This is a genomic window from Microbulbifer maximicatervae (SeqCode), assembly GCF_052468095.1.
The window spans coordinates 3235126-3254935 of sequence record NZ_CP174332.1 but is presented as its reverse complement, the minus strand read 5'-3'; the positions used below and the strand labels follow the sequence as shown (position 1 = coordinate 3254935).

General features: G+C 43.4%; 14 protein-coding genes. 9 read left to right on the top strand and 5 right to left on the bottom strand.

The window, feature by feature from the left end:
• The first annotated feature begins 97 nt into the window (after positions 1-97).
• The 5 genes from ACJJIL_RS14030 to ACJJIL_RS14010 all read left to right on the top strand — a co-directional run bounded on the left by ACJJIL_RS14030 (position 98) and on the right by ACJJIL_RS14010 (position 3561).
• Entirely contained in the window at positions 98-355 is a 258-nt protein-coding gene (locus tag ACJJIL_RS14030; RefSeq protein WP_445359981.1) for a hypothetical protein, read from the top strand.
• A gap of 119 nt (positions 356-474) precedes the next feature.
• Positions 475-1086, top strand: coding sequence for a DUF998 domain-containing protein (locus ACJJIL_RS14025; RefSeq protein ID WP_445359980.1), 612 nt, complete (start codon positions 475-477; stop codon positions 1084-1086).
• Positions 1087-1239: 153 nt separating this feature from the next.
• Complete coding sequence (locus tag ACJJIL_RS14020; RefSeq protein WP_445359979.1) at positions 1240-1746, top strand: GNAT family N-acetyltransferase; 507 nt, start codon at positions 1240-1242, stop codon at positions 1744-1746.
• 272 nt (positions 1747-2018) lie between these two features.
• Complete coding sequence (locus tag ACJJIL_RS14015) at positions 2019-3017, top strand: hypothetical protein (protein ID WP_445359978.1); 999 nt, start codon at positions 2019-2021, stop codon at positions 3015-3017.
• 55 nt (positions 3018-3072) lie between these two features.
• Positions 3073-3561: a GNAT family N-acetyltransferase gene (locus ACJJIL_RS14010; protein ID WP_445359977.1), complete on the top strand. Its 489-nt coding sequence runs from the start codon at positions 3073-3075 to the stop codon at positions 3559-3561.
• 157 nt (positions 3562-3718) lie between these two features.
• On the opposite strand, the gene ACJJIL_RS14005 is transcribed toward ACJJIL_RS14010, so the two are convergent.
• From ACJJIL_RS14005 to ACJJIL_RS13995, 3 genes are read right to left on the bottom strand one after another with little or no spacing between them, the layout of a single operon-like run.
• Positions 3719-4822, bottom strand: a complete 1104-nt coding sequence (locus ACJJIL_RS14005; RefSeq protein WP_445359976.1) for a 3-deoxy-7-phosphoheptulonate synthase — start codon at positions 4820-4822, stop codon at positions 3719-3721.
• A 52-nt stretch (positions 4823-4874) separates the two neighbouring features.
• Positions 4875-5597, bottom strand: coding sequence for a 4'-phosphopantetheinyl transferase family protein (locus ACJJIL_RS14000; protein ID WP_445359975.1), 723 nt, complete (start codon positions 5595-5597; stop codon positions 4875-4877).
• Complete coding sequence (locus ACJJIL_RS13995; RefSeq protein ID WP_445359974.1) at positions 5594-6094, bottom strand: hypothetical protein; 501 nt, start codon at positions 6092-6094, stop codon at positions 5594-5596. Before ACJJIL_RS13995 ends, ACJJIL_RS14000 begins: the two co-directional genes overlap by 4 nt.
• A gap of 1031 nt (positions 6095-7125) precedes the next feature.
• Between ACJJIL_RS13995 and ACJJIL_RS13990 the strand changes: the two genes are divergently transcribed.
• Together ACJJIL_RS13990 and ACJJIL_RS13985 are read left to right on the top strand one after the other, a co-directional pair.
• Positions 7126-8835 carry an FG-GAP repeat protein gene (locus ACJJIL_RS13990; protein WP_445359973.1) on the top strand — a complete coding sequence of 570 codons (1710 nt, stop codon included), beginning with the start codon at positions 7126-7128 and terminating at the stop codon, positions 8833-8835.
• Positions 8836-9530: 695 nt separating this feature from the next.
• Positions 9531-16073 carry a BamB-related PQQ repeat family beta-propellar protein gene (locus ACJJIL_RS13985; RefSeq protein ID WP_445359972.1) on the top strand — a complete coding sequence of 2181 codons (6543 nt, stop codon included), beginning with the start codon at positions 9531-9533 and terminating at the stop codon, positions 16071-16073.
• A gap of 365 nt (positions 16074-16438) precedes the next feature.
• Here ACJJIL_RS13985 and ACJJIL_RS13980 read toward each other — a convergent pair whose 3' ends face one another.
• Together ACJJIL_RS13980 and ACJJIL_RS13975 are read right to left on the bottom strand one after the other, a co-directional pair.
• Positions 16439-16804 (bottom strand): GNAT family N-acetyltransferase, encoded by a 366-nt coding sequence (locus ACJJIL_RS13980; protein ID WP_445359971.1) that lies wholly within the window; start codon positions 16802-16804, stop codon positions 16439-16441.
• Positions 16805-16904: 100 nt separating this feature from the next.
• Positions 16905-17315 (bottom strand): rhodanese-like domain-containing protein, encoded by a 411-nt coding sequence (locus ACJJIL_RS13975; protein WP_445359970.1) that lies wholly within the window; start codon positions 17313-17315, stop codon positions 16905-16907.
• Positions 17316-17619: 304 nt separating this feature from the next.
• Between ACJJIL_RS13975 and ACJJIL_RS13970 the strand changes: the two genes are divergently transcribed.
• Positions 17620-18618, top strand: coding sequence for a helix-turn-helix domain-containing protein (locus ACJJIL_RS13970; RefSeq protein ID WP_445359969.1), 999 nt, complete (start codon positions 17620-17622; stop codon positions 18616-18618).
• A 121-nt stretch (positions 18619-18739) separates the two neighbouring features.
• A complete protein-coding gene (locus ACJJIL_RS13965; RefSeq protein ID WP_445359968.1) occupies positions 18740-19747 on the top strand; it encodes a tryptophan--tRNA ligase in 1008 nt (335 codons plus the stop codon).
• The last annotated feature ends 63 nt before the right edge of the window (positions 19748-19810 follow it).

Genomic DNA, 19810 nt, shown 5'->3' with positions numbered 1-19810 from the left:
GGTAAGTACTAAGGCTATCATGCTTTCTGGGGGCAGCGCTTCGAGCCTCCCCATGAGTGATTGGCATTAAGTGACTATGGTAGATAGATCGACATTATTGAAAGAACTTAGCATTTCCTGTGATCCAGATTTTGGCATGTGTTTAGAGTTTTTCAGTTGGGATCATTTCGATTATATCGAGGATATTTTAGCTGAGCACTTCGATATTGAGTACGAGTTCAAAATACAAGATTCGGAGAACTCTAGGTACACGCTTTTATTTGGCAATAGTGTTGAAGAGAGTGTCCTGGAAAATGCCTTATTGGCTATAAATCGCTATCATGCGTATTCCCGGCAGCTTTACGTCACGATGTAGAGTGTTACTTGGCAAGTTGATGCCGTATTTTTCGACCATATGAGTCTATATTGGACAATCCGGTAGCGCTGGTTTGTCTGAGATGTGGATGTTAATTTTTTTACAAGATGGAGTGAGTTTTGGGTAATCGGGATTTGATATTCATTAGGCAGGCAATGCTGATACCTGTATTTGCACTGTATAATATTTTCTTGGGGTTGTTTTTGCCTGGCTATAGTATTGTGACTCAGCATATTAGTGAGCTAGCTCTGGAGTCACCTTTCTTTTCATATTCACATAGGCTTACAGATATATTGATTGGTCTTTCTATGTGTATATTTTCACTGGCTTGTTTGTCTCTCGCAAAGGCTAAATTTACTTTTTTAACGATGTTTGCATTTGGTGTGACATGGATTTTTGCGGGGCTCTTTATTATGAATAGTCCATTACATGATGTATATGGGCTAACAAGCATTTTAATGGTTGTTCCTGTTATATTTGCTTTAGAGATGCGCAATTATTATATCTCAAAGAAATTCCAAGATTTATGTGTACTTGTAACCTTGATTCACGTTGTTTTCTTTTGGTTCTTTAGTTATGGATATATGCCTGTTGAATACAAAGGAGTTACCCAAAGGATTTGGGTGGCAGTTACTTTGATATGGTATGGCCTGGCAGCATATCTGCTTTCATCGTCGGCCCAAAAGAAGGTGCATGAACAAGTTGCGTCATATTCTATGCCTGTTACGTAATGCGTTTAGGTATCGAGTCAGATGAATAAAGATTCGTAGGAATTTACTCAAAAGTAATCTACTTGCGGGAGATAGAAAGAGTGTCAATTTAAAGAAAAATTTCAATACAACAAAGCTGGGAGAATGGTTTAAGAAGTTTAGAGAGAGCAAAATTTGGATATTCAAATACGCAAAGAGAGTAAAAGAGATATTGAGCCAATCCACAGAGTCACTACCTTGGCTTTTCGGGACGCTCCATATACTGATCACTCTGAGCAGTTTATCGTGAAGGCCCTTCGCCAAGCTGATGCATTATTTATATCAAAGGTGGCTGAAGTGGATGAAGAAATTATAGGCCACATTGCCATTTCTCCAGTTGTTATTTCTGATGGCTCAGCCAACTGGTTCGGGCTCGGGCCGATTTCAGTACTACCTGAGTATCAAGGAAGGAGGGTTGGCTCAAAGCTTGTTCGGAGCGCCCTGGTTGACCTCAAAGAGCAAGGTGCGGCAGGCTGCGTTGTACTGGGGGAGCCTGCTTATTACGGGCGTTTTGGCTTCAAAGTTGTCAAAGGGCTGGTTTTGCCCGATGTACCCGTAGAGTATTTCCAGGCACTGTCGTTTGATGACGATTTTCCAAGTGGAGAGGTTGTATATCACAAAGCATTCTCGGCACGAGCTTAACTGCCAGTTGCACTGCGATGGACCTTCCGCCGTTTTACAGATAGAAAAGGGCGGACGAGTAAAATTGTATTTTTTATAGGCGTGATAATGAATATATGAGAAAATATGAAAAGAGTTAGATCTATCATTAAGTACCAGTAAGCATAGCAAAAAGACTATATGGATATAGTGGATAGCTCGCTTCTCCCAAAGGGGATGCTTGTATGAATTATAATATGCATAAATTTCAAGTTTTATTGCAATGTCAATTATAAAAATTTTATGGAGAAAAAGTGGCTGAAATTCCCTCTAATATTTATTTGAAACTGCCGAAGTCGATTGAGTTTCAAGATTTCTTGTCATTATTGGATAGTGAGTCTGAATCAGACTTTGTAAATGCTGCCACTATATTAAGCCCGGAACACGGACTCGAACTTGCGAAGAAATTACTAGAGCAGCTTAGTGACTTTTTTGAAGTTCGTCCGGAGAGTTTTAAAAAGTACGGCTCCGTAATCGGTATTCGATACGTTCTAGGTATGCAAGCGGAGCAGATACTTGATGAGCTATTGCTATTTTATGGACAGCTAGTTAACCCCATTGATCTTAGGGCATATATATCGGGTGATGATTCGTGGGAGATTTTTTACAGGGTTGAAGGTGGTAAATTAATAAAAGAGCATTGCCAGGCCGATGAATCTGAAGTTACGGAGTTGATTCAAACTGTGTATGCTTGGTGGCATCATGGGCTACCCAAGTCAATTTTTGAAGGCCAATTAATTGATTCCCGTACCGAAGTACCAAAACCAATTAAGCCCATAAAAATCATAACGAAAACAAAAATAAAAGTGCCGGATGACTACTTTTGGGAAATGATATTTTTCAATATGATCCCGGGCAAGAATGAAACACCCCAAAATGATGATATTCATTCTTATTGGAGCTATTCTTGGGAGGGAACCGATGATCGGTACCAACAGGTTATGTGTGCATTTAAGCGATTACGGACTGCTTATGTTCGGTGCGGTGTAGATTTTAAGAGGCATGAAGGTTCAGGTTGTGACATAACCTATAATTTTAGTGAAAGTTCAAATAACAGCAGTTATGCACTCACTTATGCTTTGTTTAGTGCGCTTATTGGAGCTGAGGTTAAACAATTTGTTACGATGCATCCAGATTTTGAGAAACATTATATTTGTACAGGTGGGGTCGTGACTGTGGAGGTGCGCCAGAACAAGAAGGTTATCTCTACAGAAATCCATAATGTTAAGAGTATACTCTTGGATGGTGATTAGTTTAAAAGATTAATAAATTGGTTAAATTGATATTAAGTGATGCGAGAATCGGCCCATGAGTATAGAAATTAGACATAGTAGAAAAGAAGATATTCCTGAAATTAAAGGTATATATGCTCAGTCTTCCTGCTATGCAGGAACACTCCAAGTCCCATACCCTTCAATAGATAAATGGGAGAAGTTTCTGGGGAATATCCCCGATAACTTTTATAGCATTGTAGCTGTTCTGGATGGGATGATCGTCGGCCAAATTGGAATGGAGGTGTTCTCGAATCCAAGGCGAAAGCATGTCTCAAATATAGGTATGGCGGTAAGTGAAGAGCATCAAAAGAGTGGGGTTGGCTCAAAGTTGTTGGAGGCGATGCTCAACCTATCTATTAACTGGCTTGCAGTTCGCCGTATTGAGTTAGAGGTTTATACTGATAATGAACAGGCTATAGGTCTATATAAGAAGTATGGATTTGAGATCGAAGGCACTGCAAAAAATTATGCATTTCGAAATGGTGAGTATGCTGATGTCTATCTTATGGCTAAGGTAGTTTAGTGTAATTGCACCTGAAGAGTAGCAGGCAGGAAGTAGAGAATTCAAATTGTTACGGCTAATGGTTTATGAATCTAGTGGAGATGTACGCAATCTTCGGTATTTTGGAATGCTGCCATACCAGTGAAGTAATGGCAGCTTAAATATGTCCGAAGTACTTTTACATAGCACTTTGCTTTAATTCCATTCCCATATTGTAAGAGGTGGTGAATAGATGGCGACGTCTGACAACGGCTTCAGAAAGTATCTCTAACGCCTGATAAGTATCCTTCCAGCCGATACAAGCATCAGTAACCGATTGTCCGTAGGTCATCTTGTCCCAGGGGCAAATCTTTTGACTTCCTTCTTCGAGGAAGCTCTCAATCATTACTGCTGAAATATTTCTTTGCCCTGTACTAATTTGATCGCAGAGAGATTTCGCAACACCCATTTGATTGCTGTGTATTTTCTGACTGTTGCCGTGGCTGCAATCCACCATAATGCCGGTGGGGAGCGATGCATAGTCAAGCTGAGATATCGCCTGTTCTATGTCCTCAGTATGGTAATTGGGCCTTCTTCCTCCACGAAGAATTAAGTGGCAGTTAGGGTTGCCTGTAGACTGAATAGCTTCAAGTTTTCCATTGTGGATTGTGGTACAGAATATCTGTTGAGATTGAGCTGCCTGAATTGCATCGATTGCAACTTTGACATTTCCGTCAGTACTGTTTTTAAATCCGATAGGGCAGGGAAGTGCAGAGGCTAATTCCCGGTGTGTTTGTGACTCCGTGGTACGAGCGCCGATAGCTCCCCAGGAAATCAAGTCTGCAATGTAGAGAGCATTCAGAGGGCACAGGAATTCAGTGGCAGTACCTAGTCCCAGTGCATTGATGTTGAGCAATAACTCCCTGGCTTTGGTGAGCCCGGTATGCATATCGGCGCTGCCATCCAAATGAGGATCATAAATAAAACCTTTCCAGCCTACGGTGGTACGCGGTTTCTCAAAATAGGTACGCATGACAAGACAAAGACTGTTTTCAAACTGGTTTTGAGTTTCGGACAGCTTTTGCGCATAGTCTAGCGCAGCTTCAGGGTCGTGAATTGAGCACGGACCGACCACAACCAGTAAGCGGTCATCTTCACCGCTTAGTATTCTGGCAACCTGGTGGCGAGTTCGCTCGATCGCTAAAGCGGTATCAGACGGGCAGGGCATTTTTTGGATCAGCTCGTCATTACCCGGGAGTTTCATATGAGTCCGTGCGCTCAGAATAGCTGGAACGTCAGACATAAAATTGTCCTTCTCTTCTTAACGGAAGTGCTGTCGGTATAGTCGGTGGTGATTAATATTCAACGATACTTAATATGCCGCCTTGATGGGGTTGATAGGTGGCTGTATAGGTGCTTCCACTGAGAACTCTGGGGGAGAGGTCCTGCAAAATTCTTAGTTCTAACTTTTGTTGTTGGGGCGATAGTGCAGTAATTTCAGCATCGAGAAAGTCAAAGTACTTTCCGACTTTTGGGTATAGCGCCTTGAAAAGGCTTTCTTTCACTGAGAAAGCTATTATTAGCCACTGTTCCAGAGGAAAACCGCTCTCTGTTAGTAGCCCTACTTCTGAATTACTGACTATATTGTGTTTGATTTCTTCGGCAGTTTTATCTGAAATAATTGTTTCATAATCAATTCCAAGCCCTTTAGACGTAGTGCTGGCTGCACAGATTGCTCGGTTGCTAGCATGGGTAATAGAAGCTTGTACACCATTTGGCCATACTGGACAGCGGTTTTTTCCTACAGGGATTTCTTTTACCGGCATACCAAGCTTGCTGAGAGCAAAGTGTGCACAGGCTCGCCCAGCAAGAAATTCGGCCTGTCGGGATGGGACTGCGTTGTTTAATGCATCTGAAAAAGGAATATTAAGCAGTTCAAAAAATGAGTCACAATAGTTTCTCACGCTAAAAGTGGTTTCTATCAGGCAACCAGAAAAGTGATTGGGCTCTATATTTTGAAACCCACCTAAAAACGCAGATATTGAGTTGTAACTATCATTAAAGGAGTCCTGGTTCATGATGTCGTAGCTTCTTCAGTATCTATATCTTTTCGTCTTGGAGGAGGTACTTGGCGGAGAGGTTCTTCTCTGTGATTTTTTTCATCTGCAGCCCTCTTTAAGCCAGTTGATCCTAGAGAGCTAGCGATAACAATACCAACTATTGCAGAGAAAAAATAAAGAGTCCCGGCCATAGAGACAAGTATTTTATCTAGAATACTAATCCCAAAATTACCAAAGGTATTGCCTGTGAAATATTGGATAGCGCATAGGCTGTTTGTTCGACCATGGTGTTGTATATGGTTCACATTATCAATGTGAGTTAGCGTCGCTTCCCAGTTGGAACCGATCCATGTTTTTGTGATGGGATTTAAGCGATAGCTGCTTATCGATTGCTTCTTTACCTTCGAACTCTGCGGCTGGCTGCCAAGCTTATAAAGAATTAGAGCGGTGAGAGAAAGTAAATTTGAGTGCATGGCAGCTGTAATGACAGTCCCTGTGTTTTTAAGCTTGAGCAATATAGACAGGTCTATCCCCAATATTAATTTTTAAGAAGAAACAATGATGGGTCACTAGGCTACCCCAGTCAGGCACTAAATGCAAATAAAAATTATTATCATTTGGAGCTTTGATGAAGTGGAGCCTTGGTTTCATCCAGGCCTGGGAATTCGTTGATCTCCAGCTTATGGTTGTGACTATTTTTTATCCACTGCTTCCTGTGTGGGATTGTGAAGCAATGGATTTTCTGCAGAAATTAACTAGCGGGTAGCTCAGGTTACTACTGGTAGCTTCAAGTGGCTTTATGAGTAGGTGTCGCGGGTTGTTTGCCAAGGCTAAGACGGCAGGAATTCGCAATTCTGTGGGGGCGCTTACCTCTACCCCCCCTATAGCCGATTTATTTTGTAAAAAAAGAGCTTCAGTATTTGATTTCTATATTAAATTTCCGTGTGATGAATATGGTTATTAGAGCATTTCCATGGATATTATTAACCCTAATGAGGTTGCCTGTATTTGTAAGGACTTGCTAACTGATGGCTTGGGGTCGGATATTCTGGCCAATGCAGTGGTGTTCTGTAGGTTGGGGTATAACCGACCTGATATTTAATGAGCGAGAGGACTGCCTATTGATAAGTGTCACAGCCACTTTGCTTGATGAAAGAGCTGGCTCACTATTTTAAGAGTGTGAAAAAGTTGTCATAGGCCAAAAATTACCATTTCAATCGTTTTATTTTTACGCATTTAGATTTCGATTATGAATGAGCTAATTTATTTGGCGTTTCTATTTTAATTTACTCTGATTTATTGCTCGCTTTCGACAATATGTCTCTTTTTGCTGTGCTTTTGTCTTTATGTGTTTTTTGGGGGAGTGCAGGAAACTATTTTTCTTGAAATATAGCCTCCCAAGTTATCACGACATCAACCATTGTAACTATAACTTTACTTTTTAATCTCCTTCGCCTCTCACTTTATCTTATTTCTGGTTTTCCTTTTCACTGAAGCTTGGTAGGGTTGCGCGCGATTCAATCCATATTCCTTGGGGAGGGATGTTGTGAAGTTTAAAAGCAGTTCGGTAGTTATTGCATGTGGTGTGATCTTGAGCGCTTGTGGGGGCAGCTCATCTGGAGGAGGAGATGATAGTGGTGGAGGTTCTTCGATCTCAGAAGCGGCGACTCCCTACCTATATTTCAACTCAGCAAAAGTGTTCACTTTTGAATGGTCGGATGTTGAAGGGGCTACCTATTATCAACTTCTTGAGAACAAAGATGGGCAATCTGGCTATGAAGTAGTTAGCGATAAAATTTCTGCAGGTTCTGAAATTGTAGAAATTAAGGTGCCTCTATTTAAGCGATTGAATGCTCGCTATATATTGCAAAGCTGTGATGATACAACTTGCCTGGATTCAAATGAAATATCGATTGATGAGGAAGTTGTCGATAGTATTGGTTATTTCAAGGCTGGTAATGCCGAAGCCGGTGACCAGTTTGGTTGGTCCGTTGCGATTAGTGACGACGGCTCTACCATAGCTGTTGGTGCGACTGGCGAAGATAGTAATGAGTTAAATGAATTTAATAATGCAGCTAGCGGGTCAGGGGCTGTATATATTTTTGATTATGGTGAAGATGGTTGGGTTTACCGAGCTGTTTTAAAAGCTTTAGAGGTTGAAAGTGGAGCTGCATTTGGATCTGCAGTGAGTCTCAGTGGCGACGGAAATACGTTGGCTGTTGGTGCCTACAAAGAAAATGGTGAGGATGATAACTTTTCGGCTGGCGCAGTTCATATATTCACCCGAGAGGATTTGGAGTGGACTCACAGCGCTAAACTAAGAGCAGATAATCATGGCTACTATGATTTTTTTGGGCGGGCGTTGAGTTTAAGCGGTAATGGAACAACCTTGGCAGTTGCAGCCCCATCTGAAGATAGTAGTGCTACCGGTGTCAATAGTGGCCCTGATAATGACGACGCTTTGGATTCTGGTGCAGTATATATCTTCCAGTATTCTGGGGTTGAGTGGGGCCAAGAAGCTTATTTGAAGGCAAATGATAGTAATTCAAATATGGACTTTGGTTCATCCGTTAGCTTGAGTGATGATGGTTCCATTCTGGCGGTTGGTGCTATTGGTGGGCATGGTGGCAGGGGAGCAACTTATATCTTCTCCAATAATGGAGGCTGGGCTCAGCAACAGCTACTTACTGCAGATAGTGCAAGAGTGGGCGATCGTTTTGGTTGGGATGTTAGTTTTAGTGGCGACGGCAACCTGCTCGCTGTGGGTGCCCCACTTCAGGCAGGTGCTTCAGCGGACCCTGATGATCGCGATGGCTTCAATAATGGCGCTGTCTATCTATTTTCATACGAAGAAGATTCTTGGTACCAAAGTGCCTACCTTAAAGCGAGTAACACCGATGAAGATGATGCTTTTGGTACGTCTATTAGCCTGAACAATGATGGCTCACTACTTGCGGTAGGTGCTCAGGAGAGTAGTGCTGGTATAGGTTTCTATGCTGATAGCAATGACAACTCGGCATCTAGGGCGGGCGCGGCCTATATGTATACGATGGTTGATGGGCAGTGGATTGAGAGCACTTACCTGAAAGCTAATAACACCGATGAGCGTGACTACTTTGGAACTTCAATCGCTTTGAGTGGCGATGGTGATACCCTGGTAGTGGGCGCTCCAGAAGAGCAGGGCTCGGATACTGGGATTATGGCTGATCCAGATTTAAATGATGCGGATGCTGCGGGAGCTATTTATATTTACTAGTTAATTCTTTCCTTTTGTGGGGTTTTATACTTGAAGGGGCTTCAATCCGACAAGACCGTATCCGGCTTGGAGTCCTGATGGTCGGTTCTATTGCGCAATATTCTGACTTTACACATACAGTGGTAAAAGGGAAGGTCCAGTTGCGATTGAGCTTTTATCTTGAGTGGTACCTAGGGCTGTTTGGGTTTTGCTAATGTCTAATAAGATCTATGTGCACCTTGGTATTTGATGACACTAACTGGATAGGCAATATTGGGAGCGGCAAGGCGTAACAGTTTAGCCGGAGATGAAAGGGGTTAAGAGGGGGGGATATGTAAATAGTGATATCTAAGCAACATCGATAAAGTTTGTTTGGAGTTTTGTAGCTATAAAAACTTTCTGGGATATCAGCGCATTTTTAATTAAAAACTGGGCAGTCAATTTTCAATAACAGCTTCCCCCTCTATATCCTTGGGATCTATTGTCTTCAAGAGATACGCTAAAAAACTTAATCTTCTATTAGGTAAATTAGAATATCTTGCCACCTCTTTAACCGTACCAATCCTAGGCTGGGTTTTGCAGTTCATTTAATACCTGTATATGATTCGCGGCGATTATTGTTAAGAAGTGTAAAATGGCTCAAAGGCCTCAACTTAGATCGCTCAAGAACTATTGGCTCTAAGTATGCCGGCTCGCTGAGTAAAAAGGATTGTGATATGGGATCGCGAACGAAAGTATTTAATCTGAAGCTTGGGCTGGCAGGTCTGGCTGCGGTCTTACTAATAGGTTGCGGAGGAGGCGGAAGCTCTGACTCGTCACCAGAGCCTGATCCTACACCAATACCACCTGTCACATATTCACTTTCGGGGGCCGCGGTAAAGGGTCCACTCAGTTTTGCCGCTTATAAGATTCATGAGGTCTCATTTGAGGCGGAGGACTTAAAGGGAGATGTGGTTGCAAGTGGTGAAACCACAGAATTAGGTGAATTCACTGAGGAGAGTTTAGATCTTCCAGGTAATGGTTATTACTTAATTGAATTTTTGGCCAGTGATGCCACGATAGACTTGACCACTGGAATGGCCCCAATCCTTCCTAGTTTGTCGACTATTGTTGAATCTGAAGCTCTTGAAAAATCTCAAGATATCTTCGCAACACCTCTAACAACCATCGTTGTTGATCTCATCCGGCGTGCAAATGTTGAAGATAAGGCAGGGTTGAGCGATGCCGTGAAATCTCAGTCTTTAATTGTAAAAAGTCAATTGGGCTTTGACTTACTTGATGAGGTAGACCTTTTCCATACGCCACCTGTTGCCTTTGGGAATGAAGCCGACCTTGATAGCATCTTGAACTATCGTACCGCCTCTGAGGCCGCCGCGTCTCTCGTGTGGGCTCTTAAAAACGAGTCAGATTCAAGCACTTCTACTGCATTAGAGTTGTTAGTTTCAGATCTAACAGATGGGGCATTAGATGGCCTTGCCGAGGGTTTTGATACCGATGTCACGCAGGTAGTACAAGATAATTATGACTTTATATCAAGATTGAACATTGGTGAGTTAGATGTGCCTCACACCTCTGATCCAGAGTCTTCAGACGCTGAAACTCCACTCAAGGTTGGTAGTTTAATCAAGCTTCTTATTCATGAAACACGTCAATATGATACTTCAAGAGAAATCTCAGCTCTGGGGGATAAACCGAAATACACAATTATCAAAGCTATCGGAGCAGATTTAGATGGCGATGGTACCCCTAATGAAGTTGACAATGATATTGACAATGATGGCGTAGAAAATGAGAACGACGCATTCCCTTGGGATGAAACTGAGTCATCAGATTTAGATAGCGATGGAGTTGGTGATAATGCTGACCATTACGATGCTGATGCGTCGTGTTCCCTGCTAGATGAGGGAGATGGTGAGGCCTGTTTCTTTACTCTGACCGAGACGTTAGCTTTAGATGAAGCATTTTCCGATGCTAATGGTGTTGTATATCTAGGGTTTACTGAAAATGGAGTTTATGATTTCTACCAGTGGAGTTCAGAGACCCAAAATTTCATTGGAAAACTTGATTTAGTTGTTGAAGGTAAGAGTCCCCAGGTTGTTCGTTATCATGATGTGCATAAAAGGGTATATCTAGCTTATAGCGATGGCTGGATCCGATATTTTTCAATTGATACACCTGAAGAATTAGTTAATCTTATTGAAATGCCTGTTGCTTCAACCGGTCTTGCAGATGCGGGCAACTATCTATTGGTTCAAGATGATCAGGGGGCCCGGAGCTCACATCATGTCGTGTCTAAGGATGGGAATTTATCAGATAGCAAAGATTGGAACCGGTATTCACATTACTACGCTTGGAACGACGTAAATAGCCGGCTTTATCATTTTAGAGATGGCATTTTCCCTAATGATATACACTTTGAAGAAATCTCTCAGTCGAGCGGTTCTATAGGTGCTCAGGGGGAATCCCCCTATCATGGTGATTATATTATCAGAGGCCCGATTCTGATCGTAAACGGTGGCAGCGGAGTACTCCTTGGTACTGGCGACTATTATGAAGCGGGTGACTTGAGTTTTAGTGATTCTCCAGTAACTAGTTTCGATTATGGGTATTCTAGTAGCAATGCGGTTGTGACCCTCTCGGCTTCTACTGCTAACAGAAGCGCTCTAGTTGCTTATAATAGTGAATTTGAGGCGATTTTTACTGCCACCTATCCGGGAATTGCTGAGGGCTTGGTGCGCTTAAATGAAGCGGCCTTAGTTATTACTTATTCGGAAAATCTTGGTCGAGAGTATCAGATAGTTGAGATTTCGGATGATATTGATGGCGATGGAGTTCCGAATAGGCAGGATGCATTTCCAAATGATAGGGCCGCATCAGTCGATTCTGACTTCGATGGTGCGCCCGATTCATGGAATGATGAGTATGATCCATCTCTGGGAGATTCTGACTTAAGTCTTGATCAGTTTCCTTCGGATTCTGCTTGCTACATTGCAGATCATGGCGTAAATGGCGTCTGTGATATTCAGGGGCAAGTGCAGGTTAATAATGTAGATGACATTGCCCGCAGAGGAAATGTGCTTTATTTGCTGGATGACAATTCTAACTCTATATGGAGGTGGGATACGGAAGCCGGTGAATATCTAAACCCTTTACTTTTGAATCGTTTTGAGGATAACGGCAAGGCGATGTCCATAACTGTCGCCAATTCATCCTCGGTATTGATTGGTTTTGAGAACGGTAAACTGCTCGAATTCAGTGAGAGTTTACCTATAACAAGTCAGGACGTGGCCTCATTTGACGGAAGTGTGGAGGGGCTTATAAGTACTGGTAATTCCTATGTGGCAGTTGCCGGAGCTAGTCCAGATAGCACCTATTTAGAATATCATTTACTCAATGAGAACTATTTGATTAAGGATAGGTTCAATTGGGTAAGTAAACCAAGCAAGCTATTTTACGAGGAGGAATCTGGCCAATTTTATTATTCCTCTCATAGTAGTTTATATAGCTTTGTTATTAATAGTAATGAAATGGAGTTTTCCGATTATCAATATTCATACTTCGTTGAGTCGTTAGGTTCTTGGCTGTCGCAGTCACCTGATGGTCAATTGTTCGTGACAGGTGAGGGGGGGGTTATCCAGGGGTACCCTACCGATCCCCTTATTAGTCCACTTGATTTGAGCTCTTTAGCTGAGGATATGAATGCGGAGATAGAGCTACTTGATCTCACATGGAGTCAGAGTATTGCTGTTGGTTTGGTTAAGGTAGATCGGGATTATTTTTTAGCAGTTTTCAATCATGATCTTAGAGAGATTCTGTTTAAGCAGTATGTCGATGTCGATACATATATAGATCTTATTGCTGATGAAAACGGCGTAATACTGATTGATCAGTCAATAGACAATGAGTTGAGTATAGTAAATTATCGATATGAATCAGATACCGATGAGGACGGCTTGCCCATGTGGTGGGAGTTGGCTCATGGTTTGGATGATAATGATAGGCTAGATGCTTTGAATGATTCGGATGCAGATGGTCTAAACAATCTTGAGGAGTTTGTAGCCGGTAGTTCGCCTTTGGTAGCAGATACGGATCAGGATGGACTGTCAGACTTTGACGAAGTTATAACTTATTTTTCCAATCCCTCTAACAGTGATACAGATGAGGATGGTATGCCCGATGGCTGGGAAGTGCTATTTGGGCTGGATCCGTTAGATACCTCTGATGCCGATAGTGATTTAGATAATGATTCTTTTTCTAATCTAATTGAATACCTTTTGGGCTCTGACCCAACTGAGGAGTCATCTTTACCTTCACCAATAGATGAATTCTATTTCTCTTTTGAAGATCAGGAGTTACCGGAGGGCTGGGTCACACAAGGGAGCCCTCAATTTGTTACCCAATCAGCTAGTGATGGGATTGTTAGCTTATTTACCGAGGGTAGTTGGAATATTTCTACAACCAATTACTTTTTCCCTGTAGAATTTTCTCTACAAGCACGGTCTACCTGCTATTCCATCTATGATGCCGAATTGGTTGTTGAGCTAAATGGTGAGAAATTATTAGGTATACATGTCTCTCAAACATCCTGGGAAAAATTATCTATTCCCATTGCTGAGGGTTATCATACATTAGAGATAAGGGTTGATTCCTCAGCTAGCGATTGTGGTATTTTGATTGATGAGCTGAAGGGGAGGGCTCTTCCTACCATTTTTGAAATGGGTGCCTCCGGAATTTCTATTTTTGAAAATAAGCTTTACGTCTTTGATGTTGATGGTCGTGAAATAAAAAGTTTTGATATTCCTAATCCAAACGAAAATGATTACACCTATGCACGAGATGCAGTGATTTTAGATGATGGAAGAGTGGCGATTTTCAATGGGACATTTGAGCCTTATTTAAGTGTGTATTCACCAGGGGCAAATCTATGGGAGCACTATCCAGCGCCTGGTTGGAGTACTGTTAATAATTTAAGTTATGGCGGCATAGATGCTATTGGTGAACAAGTTTTCGTTACCAATCAGTCAACCAGCGGTAGTCCTAGTCAGGGATATGTGAAGTTTGATTTAGCAAGTGGTTCTGTGAATTATTTTGATGCAGATTCATTTATAGATTTAACAGTTGGCGAAGATGGCTATCTCTACGCATTAAGTGGTAACCAGGTTTCTCAATTCAGTCCGGAGTCAGGGATCCTGCTCTCCAATGTATCCATTGAAAATTCCCGGGCAATTGCAGTAGATGAGGCTGGTAATATTTTTTCAGCTACTTGGGATGGTGAGATACATCAGTTTACGGCTGGTGGAGTTCTGAAAGAAACGTTATTCGTTGGTCACAGCTTTAATGATATTAGTATCCGTAGAAATGGAGAGTTAGTCGCTGCTACGGCATATGAAGGGCTATATCGTGTCGCGGCGGACTTAAGTAGCTTTTTCAAGTTAGATGCGCGAGGTAAATTTGTAGATGTCACGCCAGACTGGGATTCTGATAGCGATGGACTCCCTGATTGGTGGGAGTACGGCTTTGGGTTAGATCCGAAGAATGTTGGTGATGGGGGCTCCGATTTAGATGGAGATGGCTTATCCGCTTTACTGGAGTACACCTTTGGTACTCATGCGAACAATGCTGATACTGATAATGATGGCGTTAACGATGGTGATGAGCTGTTGATTTATGGCTCTAATCCTTTTGTTGACGATACAGATGCTGATGGCTTGTCCGATGGGGTAGAGGCGGAATTAGGTACCAGTTTATTGGCGCAAGATAGTGATAATGATGGTCTAACTGATTTTACAGAGGTAAAGGAACTGGGCTCAAACCCCTTACTTGAAGACTCGGATAATGATGGCATGGAGGATATGTATGAGTTCGAGTATGGTTTGAATTTGTTGGTAGACGATAGCGCGGGTGATATCGATGCTGATGGCCTAACCAATCTACAAGAATATGTTTTGGGGTCTTCCCCGATCAATATAGATACAGATGGTGATTTCCTTTCGGATTTTGAAGAGTCGAATACCTACGGTACATCTCCGGTTTTGGCTGATACTGATGGCGATCGTATGCGGGATGGATGGGAAGTGCTTTATTCGCTAGACCCAATCGACGCTGATGATGCAGCAAATGATGAAGATTTTGACTCTTTTACAAATATTGAAGAGTTCTTCTCAGACACCTCACCTGTTGATAGCAATAGTTACCCTCTACCTGTGGTATGGGCGACATATCAAGGCGGAGCAGCGCATACTGGTTATACACCGCTACAGCTAGATGTAGATAATTTCTCTCACCATTGGTCCGTGACATTACCTAATATGACGAAGTTACACCCGGTAGTGGTGGCTGATGGCAAGGTCTTCGCATCTAATGATTCCTATTTTGCTGAGCATAGAATTGTTGCTCTGGATACAAGCACGGGAGATTTGGCATGGGAGCGCGTTTATGATGGTATACATTCTATAAATCCCCCAGCTTATGATCGTGGAAAAGTCATTTTTCAAACTGGTGGTCATGGAGATTCCTTTATACGAGGGCTTGACATAGATGATGGCTCACTATTGTTTGCTACTAAATATGAAAATCAGTGGACAACTTATATGTCTCCAACTGTATATGATGGAGGGATTTATACTGCGGGGGGGTATTACGGAGGACTTTACTCATTTGATCTGAGTGATGGATCGGAGTCCTGGTTTACATCAACAGCTCGTTATGAAGATTTTACCCCAGCTGTAGATGAAGAGTATGTATATGCATTTATTACTGATCTACAAGTTTTTTATCGTGATTCTGGTGAATTGGCTTATAACATTGAATATCCTAATTTTGACTGGAGAGGATACAGTGTAAATTTGGCTACAGTTTTGACTAGATATAACCATGTCCTGTCAATTCAATCGGGCTCTTTAGTTGTATTTGATCTCGATAAACGCAACATTTTGTGGGAGAAAACTTCTGCTGGATTTTCAGGGCAGCCAGCTTCTAGTGGTGGAATTATTTACGCCTTGCAGTCTGGTATTCTGAAAGCTATTGATGAAGAAGATGGTAGCGAAGTGTGGGCCTGGGAGGCGTCAGAGACGTTAACTTCAAATATTGTGGTAACCCGAACGCATATTTTTGTAGGAGATTCATCGCATACTTATGCCATAAATATAGGTACTCAAGAGTTGGATTGGAGTTTTGCGTCTTCTGGGCACTTAAGCCTTGGTGATGACGGGACTTTGTATATCGCTGGCTCTGAGTTGACTGCTATTTCCCTACAGTAGCTGAGCTTTTAACTCTTTTGGGTTTGATTGTCTGAGATAGCTGTTGGTATGGTGGATTAATCTACCATGCCAACAGTATTTATTAGTTTGATGGAAACTGAGATTTTAAAGGTTGGCTATATCAAGTTTGTCACCTCGAGCAAGCTCTTGATTGAGTAGCCGTATAGGTGGTGGTGTGGAATAAGAGCTTGCTTTTCTAGTATTTGTTATATTTGTCATAGCTTTAACGTTAATTCAGTCAGTGAGGCACCTAAAATTTATTGTTGGTAGGTTCAGTAAAATTTCTTTAATTTTATTAATTGCCCTTTTAAAGATACTTAAATATGTATCTTTGGTCTGTTAGGAGAAATTTTTTTCTGGTGTTTTCATCGTGTGCCCCACCTTATATCCATGCATTTGTATTTCTCAGCCTCCTTTGCGATTGCGCTCAATAGTGCTTGAGCAATCTCTTCTTTTCGTTTCTCTTCAGAATCTCCGATATATAGCTCACTGATAATAGCCCTGGCCGCCGAGCTTTCATTTTCTGGAATAATATTAAAACTGATATACCCCTCAAGGTTATGGTCTTGTTCCACAACCAGCACTTGATGCTCTTTCCTCTGAAACAACCTATTTTGCAATTCAAGTTGGGTAATATGGAAAGAGTCCGTTGAATTATTATGCCTGGCTAAGCAGCGCATCATATTGTAAAGATAGAAACAGTCGGTGGGGTGGGCATGGCGAACAAACATATCAGTACCATTTAATCAGTATTTCTTTGAGTCGGCGTTTGATAGCTTGACACATCCTTATGCCAAGCTATGTCATCCTGCAAGAGGCTAACAATAGGAATTAAATTGATTTGGCTGTTTCTTGGATGAGAGTAAACCCTTCATCTAGCCATCCGGTGATGCCGCCGATCATTTTCTTGACTGGCCTGTTAAGCGTGGCCAGCCTGATAGCAGCTTTTTCTGTCGCATTACAGTGTGGGCCTGCACAGTAGACGACAAATAAAGTATCTGAAGGGTATTCGCTCAGCCTGTCTTTATTGATACGGCTGTATGGTAAGGATTCAGCCGTTTGTATATGTCCGCTTTTATAGGCCTCTTCACCTCGCACATCTAAAAGTACGAAATCCTTGCGATTTTGGCTGATTGCGTGGTGTACGTCCCAGCAATCCGTTTCAAAAGTTAGAAGGCTTTGAAAGTGGTTTAGCGCATCTTGGCTGTTGGCAGCGGGCACTCTATTTACGGCCGAACTCATATATTACTCCCAGTAATTTTGGTGATTTGTCAGGTTTCCAAGTGGCGATAGTGTCCCTTTTTGGCTGCTCCCGGGCGATCCGCCTCTGAGCCAGATAGCATTAATTTTGCGCCAATTCTGCGTGCAAACTTGTGGGGTGGCTTTGGCTAGTGGGTTTCGGCTTTACTTATCTGAGGATGATGGTGATTTACCTATTAAATAATGCTTCAAAGGTTGAGGGTTTTATTCCCGGCATAGCTTTCAATAACTGCTCATCTGGGTATGCTGGGTTGGAATTTATTTAATTAACTGGTTAGGGGTACCTATGTCGACGTTGGCACAAAAGCCTAATAAGAGCCAGAAAGTGGCTGTTCTCGCCCACCGGCAGGTTTCACTCTTCGAACTCGGTTGCGCTACCGAACTCTTTTGCCTACCCCGACCTGAACTTAGCGAGCTCTATACGGGTGAAATTGTGACTTTCGCTGAGGAAAGCCCTCTGGCGACCGGCGGTCTGGCTCTGGCTTGTCGGCAGGTAGAGAGTTTGATGGATTATGATCTACTGGTGATTCCCTGTTGGTCGACTAATGCACAACCACAAGATGCTTATTTGGAGCGGGTACATGGGGCGGTGGCTGAGTTTGCCGCTGCCGGCCGCCAGATTCTTACTTTTTGCTCCGGTGCTTTTCTGCCTGCGGAATTGGGACTGTTTGACGGTCGGCAGGCGACTACCCATTGGCTGTTTGCGGAGCGTTTTCGTGAGCGCTTCTCTGCGGTGGAGTATGTAGGAGATGTGCTCTACGTGTGGGAGGACGCACTGGCTTGTGCTGCGGGTAGTAGTGCGGCCATCGATCTGGGGATTGAGTTTTTGCGGCGCAACCATGGTTATGAATTGGCCAATTCGGTGGCTCGTCGGTTGGTGATGGCACCCCATAGGCAGGGTGGTCAGGCCCAATATGTGGAGATGCCGGTTGCCAAACGGCCAGACCACTTCTCCGCCGCGCTGGATTGGGCGATTGGCAATTTGGATGGCGCTATCAAAATTGATGATATGGCGCAGCGCGCTCATTTATCCCGCCGTAGTTTTGACCGAAAGTTTCGCCAGTCGATGGGAATTGCTCCCAAGGAGTGGTTGATCCAGCAGCGCTTGCGGGCGGCGCAGAAGGCGCTGGAGTCCGGTAAGGAGTCTGTAGACAGAGCAGCCCAACTGGCTGGCTTTGAGAGTAGCGCGACATTGCGTCACCATTTCCGTCGGGCGTTTGGCATTTCGCCCAGTGAATATCAGCGCCAATTCCAGGTTTCCGCCAAAGTGGCGCTTGAGGCTTAACGTTGGCTGCGTGTTGGTACGGCTATGGGGAGTCGGTACCTTTGGTTGATACACCCCCGGGCACTAAAGGGGTATGATTCGGTCTCTATTGCCTGATGACAGTACAGACTACGAAGGAATTATGACGAAACAGCGCGTATTAACCGGTATTACAACAACCGGTACTCCACACCTGGGGAACTATGTGGGTGCAATCCGCCCGGCGATCGCCGCGAGTCAGGATGAAAACAACCAATCGTTCTACTTTCTGGCCGATTACCACGCACTGATTAAGTGCCAGGACCCGGCACAGGTCCATCAGTCCACCCTGGAGATCGCTGCAACCTGGCTGGCCTTGGGCCTGAATACCGACAATGTGGTGTTCTACCGTCAGTCCGACGTCCATGAGATTCCTGAATTAACCTGGCTGCTCACCTGTATGACCGGCAAGGGCCTGATGAACCGTGCCCACGCTTATAAAGCAGCGGTAGATGCCAACCGCGCCGATGGCGAAGATTCCGATTTTGGCGTCACCATGGGGCTGTATAGCTACCCGATCCTGATGGCCGCGGACATCCTGATGTTCAACGCCAATAAGGTGCCGGTGGGTAAAGACCAGGTACAGCATATCGAAATGGCTCGGGATATTGCCCAGCGCTTCAACCACCACTACGGTGAGCACTTCGCTTTACCAGAAGCGGTAGTTGATGACCACGTAGCGGTATTGCAAGGCCTGGATGGGCGCAAAATGAGTAAGAGTTACGGCAACACTATTCCGCTGTTCCTTCCTGAGAAGAAGCTGAAAAAGCACATTAATAAGATCAAAACCAACCTGCTGGAGCCGGGTGAGCCAAAAGATCCGGATACTTCCACTGTGTTCCAGGTTTGGCAGGCATTTGCCAGCGAAGAACAGACAACAGAAATGCGCAAAGCTTTTGAAGAGGGCATTGCCTGGGGTGAGGCCAAGAAGCAGTTGTTTGAGCTGGTGAACGGCCAGATCGGTGAAGCTCGCGAGCGCTACAATGAGCTGCTGGCTAACCCGGAGCAAATTGAAACGGAGCTGGAGAAGGGAGCTATTAAGGCTCGCGCTTACTCTGCGCCCTTTATCGAGAAGTTGCGTCACGCGGTTGGTATCCGCAAGATAGGTTAGAGCTTTTCCTGAAAAAGCAGGAGGCCATGGAGTAGCGGCCTCCTTTTAAATAAAAAATAATAA

Bases quoted from the DNA above. Each gene is read 5' to 3' on its own strand.
- ACJJIL_RS14010 (WP_445359977.1), top strand. From the start codon at position 3,073: ATGAGTATAGAAATTAGACATAGTAGAAAAGAAGATATTCCTGAAATT.
- ACJJIL_RS14005 (WP_445359976.1), bottom strand. From the start codon at position 4,822: ATGTCTGACGTTCCAGCTATTCTGAGCGCACGGACTCATATGAAACTC.
- ACJJIL_RS14000 (WP_445359975.1), bottom strand. From the start codon at position 5,597: ATGAACCAGGACTCCTTTAATGATAGTTACAACTCAATATCTGCGTTT.
- ACJJIL_RS13985 (WP_445359972.1), top strand. From the start codon at position 9,531: ATGGGATCGCGAACGAAAGTATTTAATCTGAAGCTTGGGCTGGCAGGT.
- ACJJIL_RS13980 (WP_445359971.1), bottom strand. From the start codon at position 16,804: ATGTTTGTTCGCCATGCCCACCCCACCGACTGTTTCTATCTTTACAAT.
- ACJJIL_RS13975 (WP_445359970.1), bottom strand. From the start codon at position 17,315: ATGAGTTCGGCCGTAAATAGAGTGCCCGCTGCCAACAGCCAAGATGCG.
- ACJJIL_RS13970 (WP_445359969.1), top strand. From the start codon at position 17,620: ATGTCGACGTTGGCACAAAAGCCTAATAAGAGCCAGAAAGTGGCTGTT.
- ACJJIL_RS13965 (WP_445359968.1), top strand. From the start codon at position 18,740: ATGACGAAACAGCGCGTATTAACCGGTATTACAACAACCGGTACTCCA.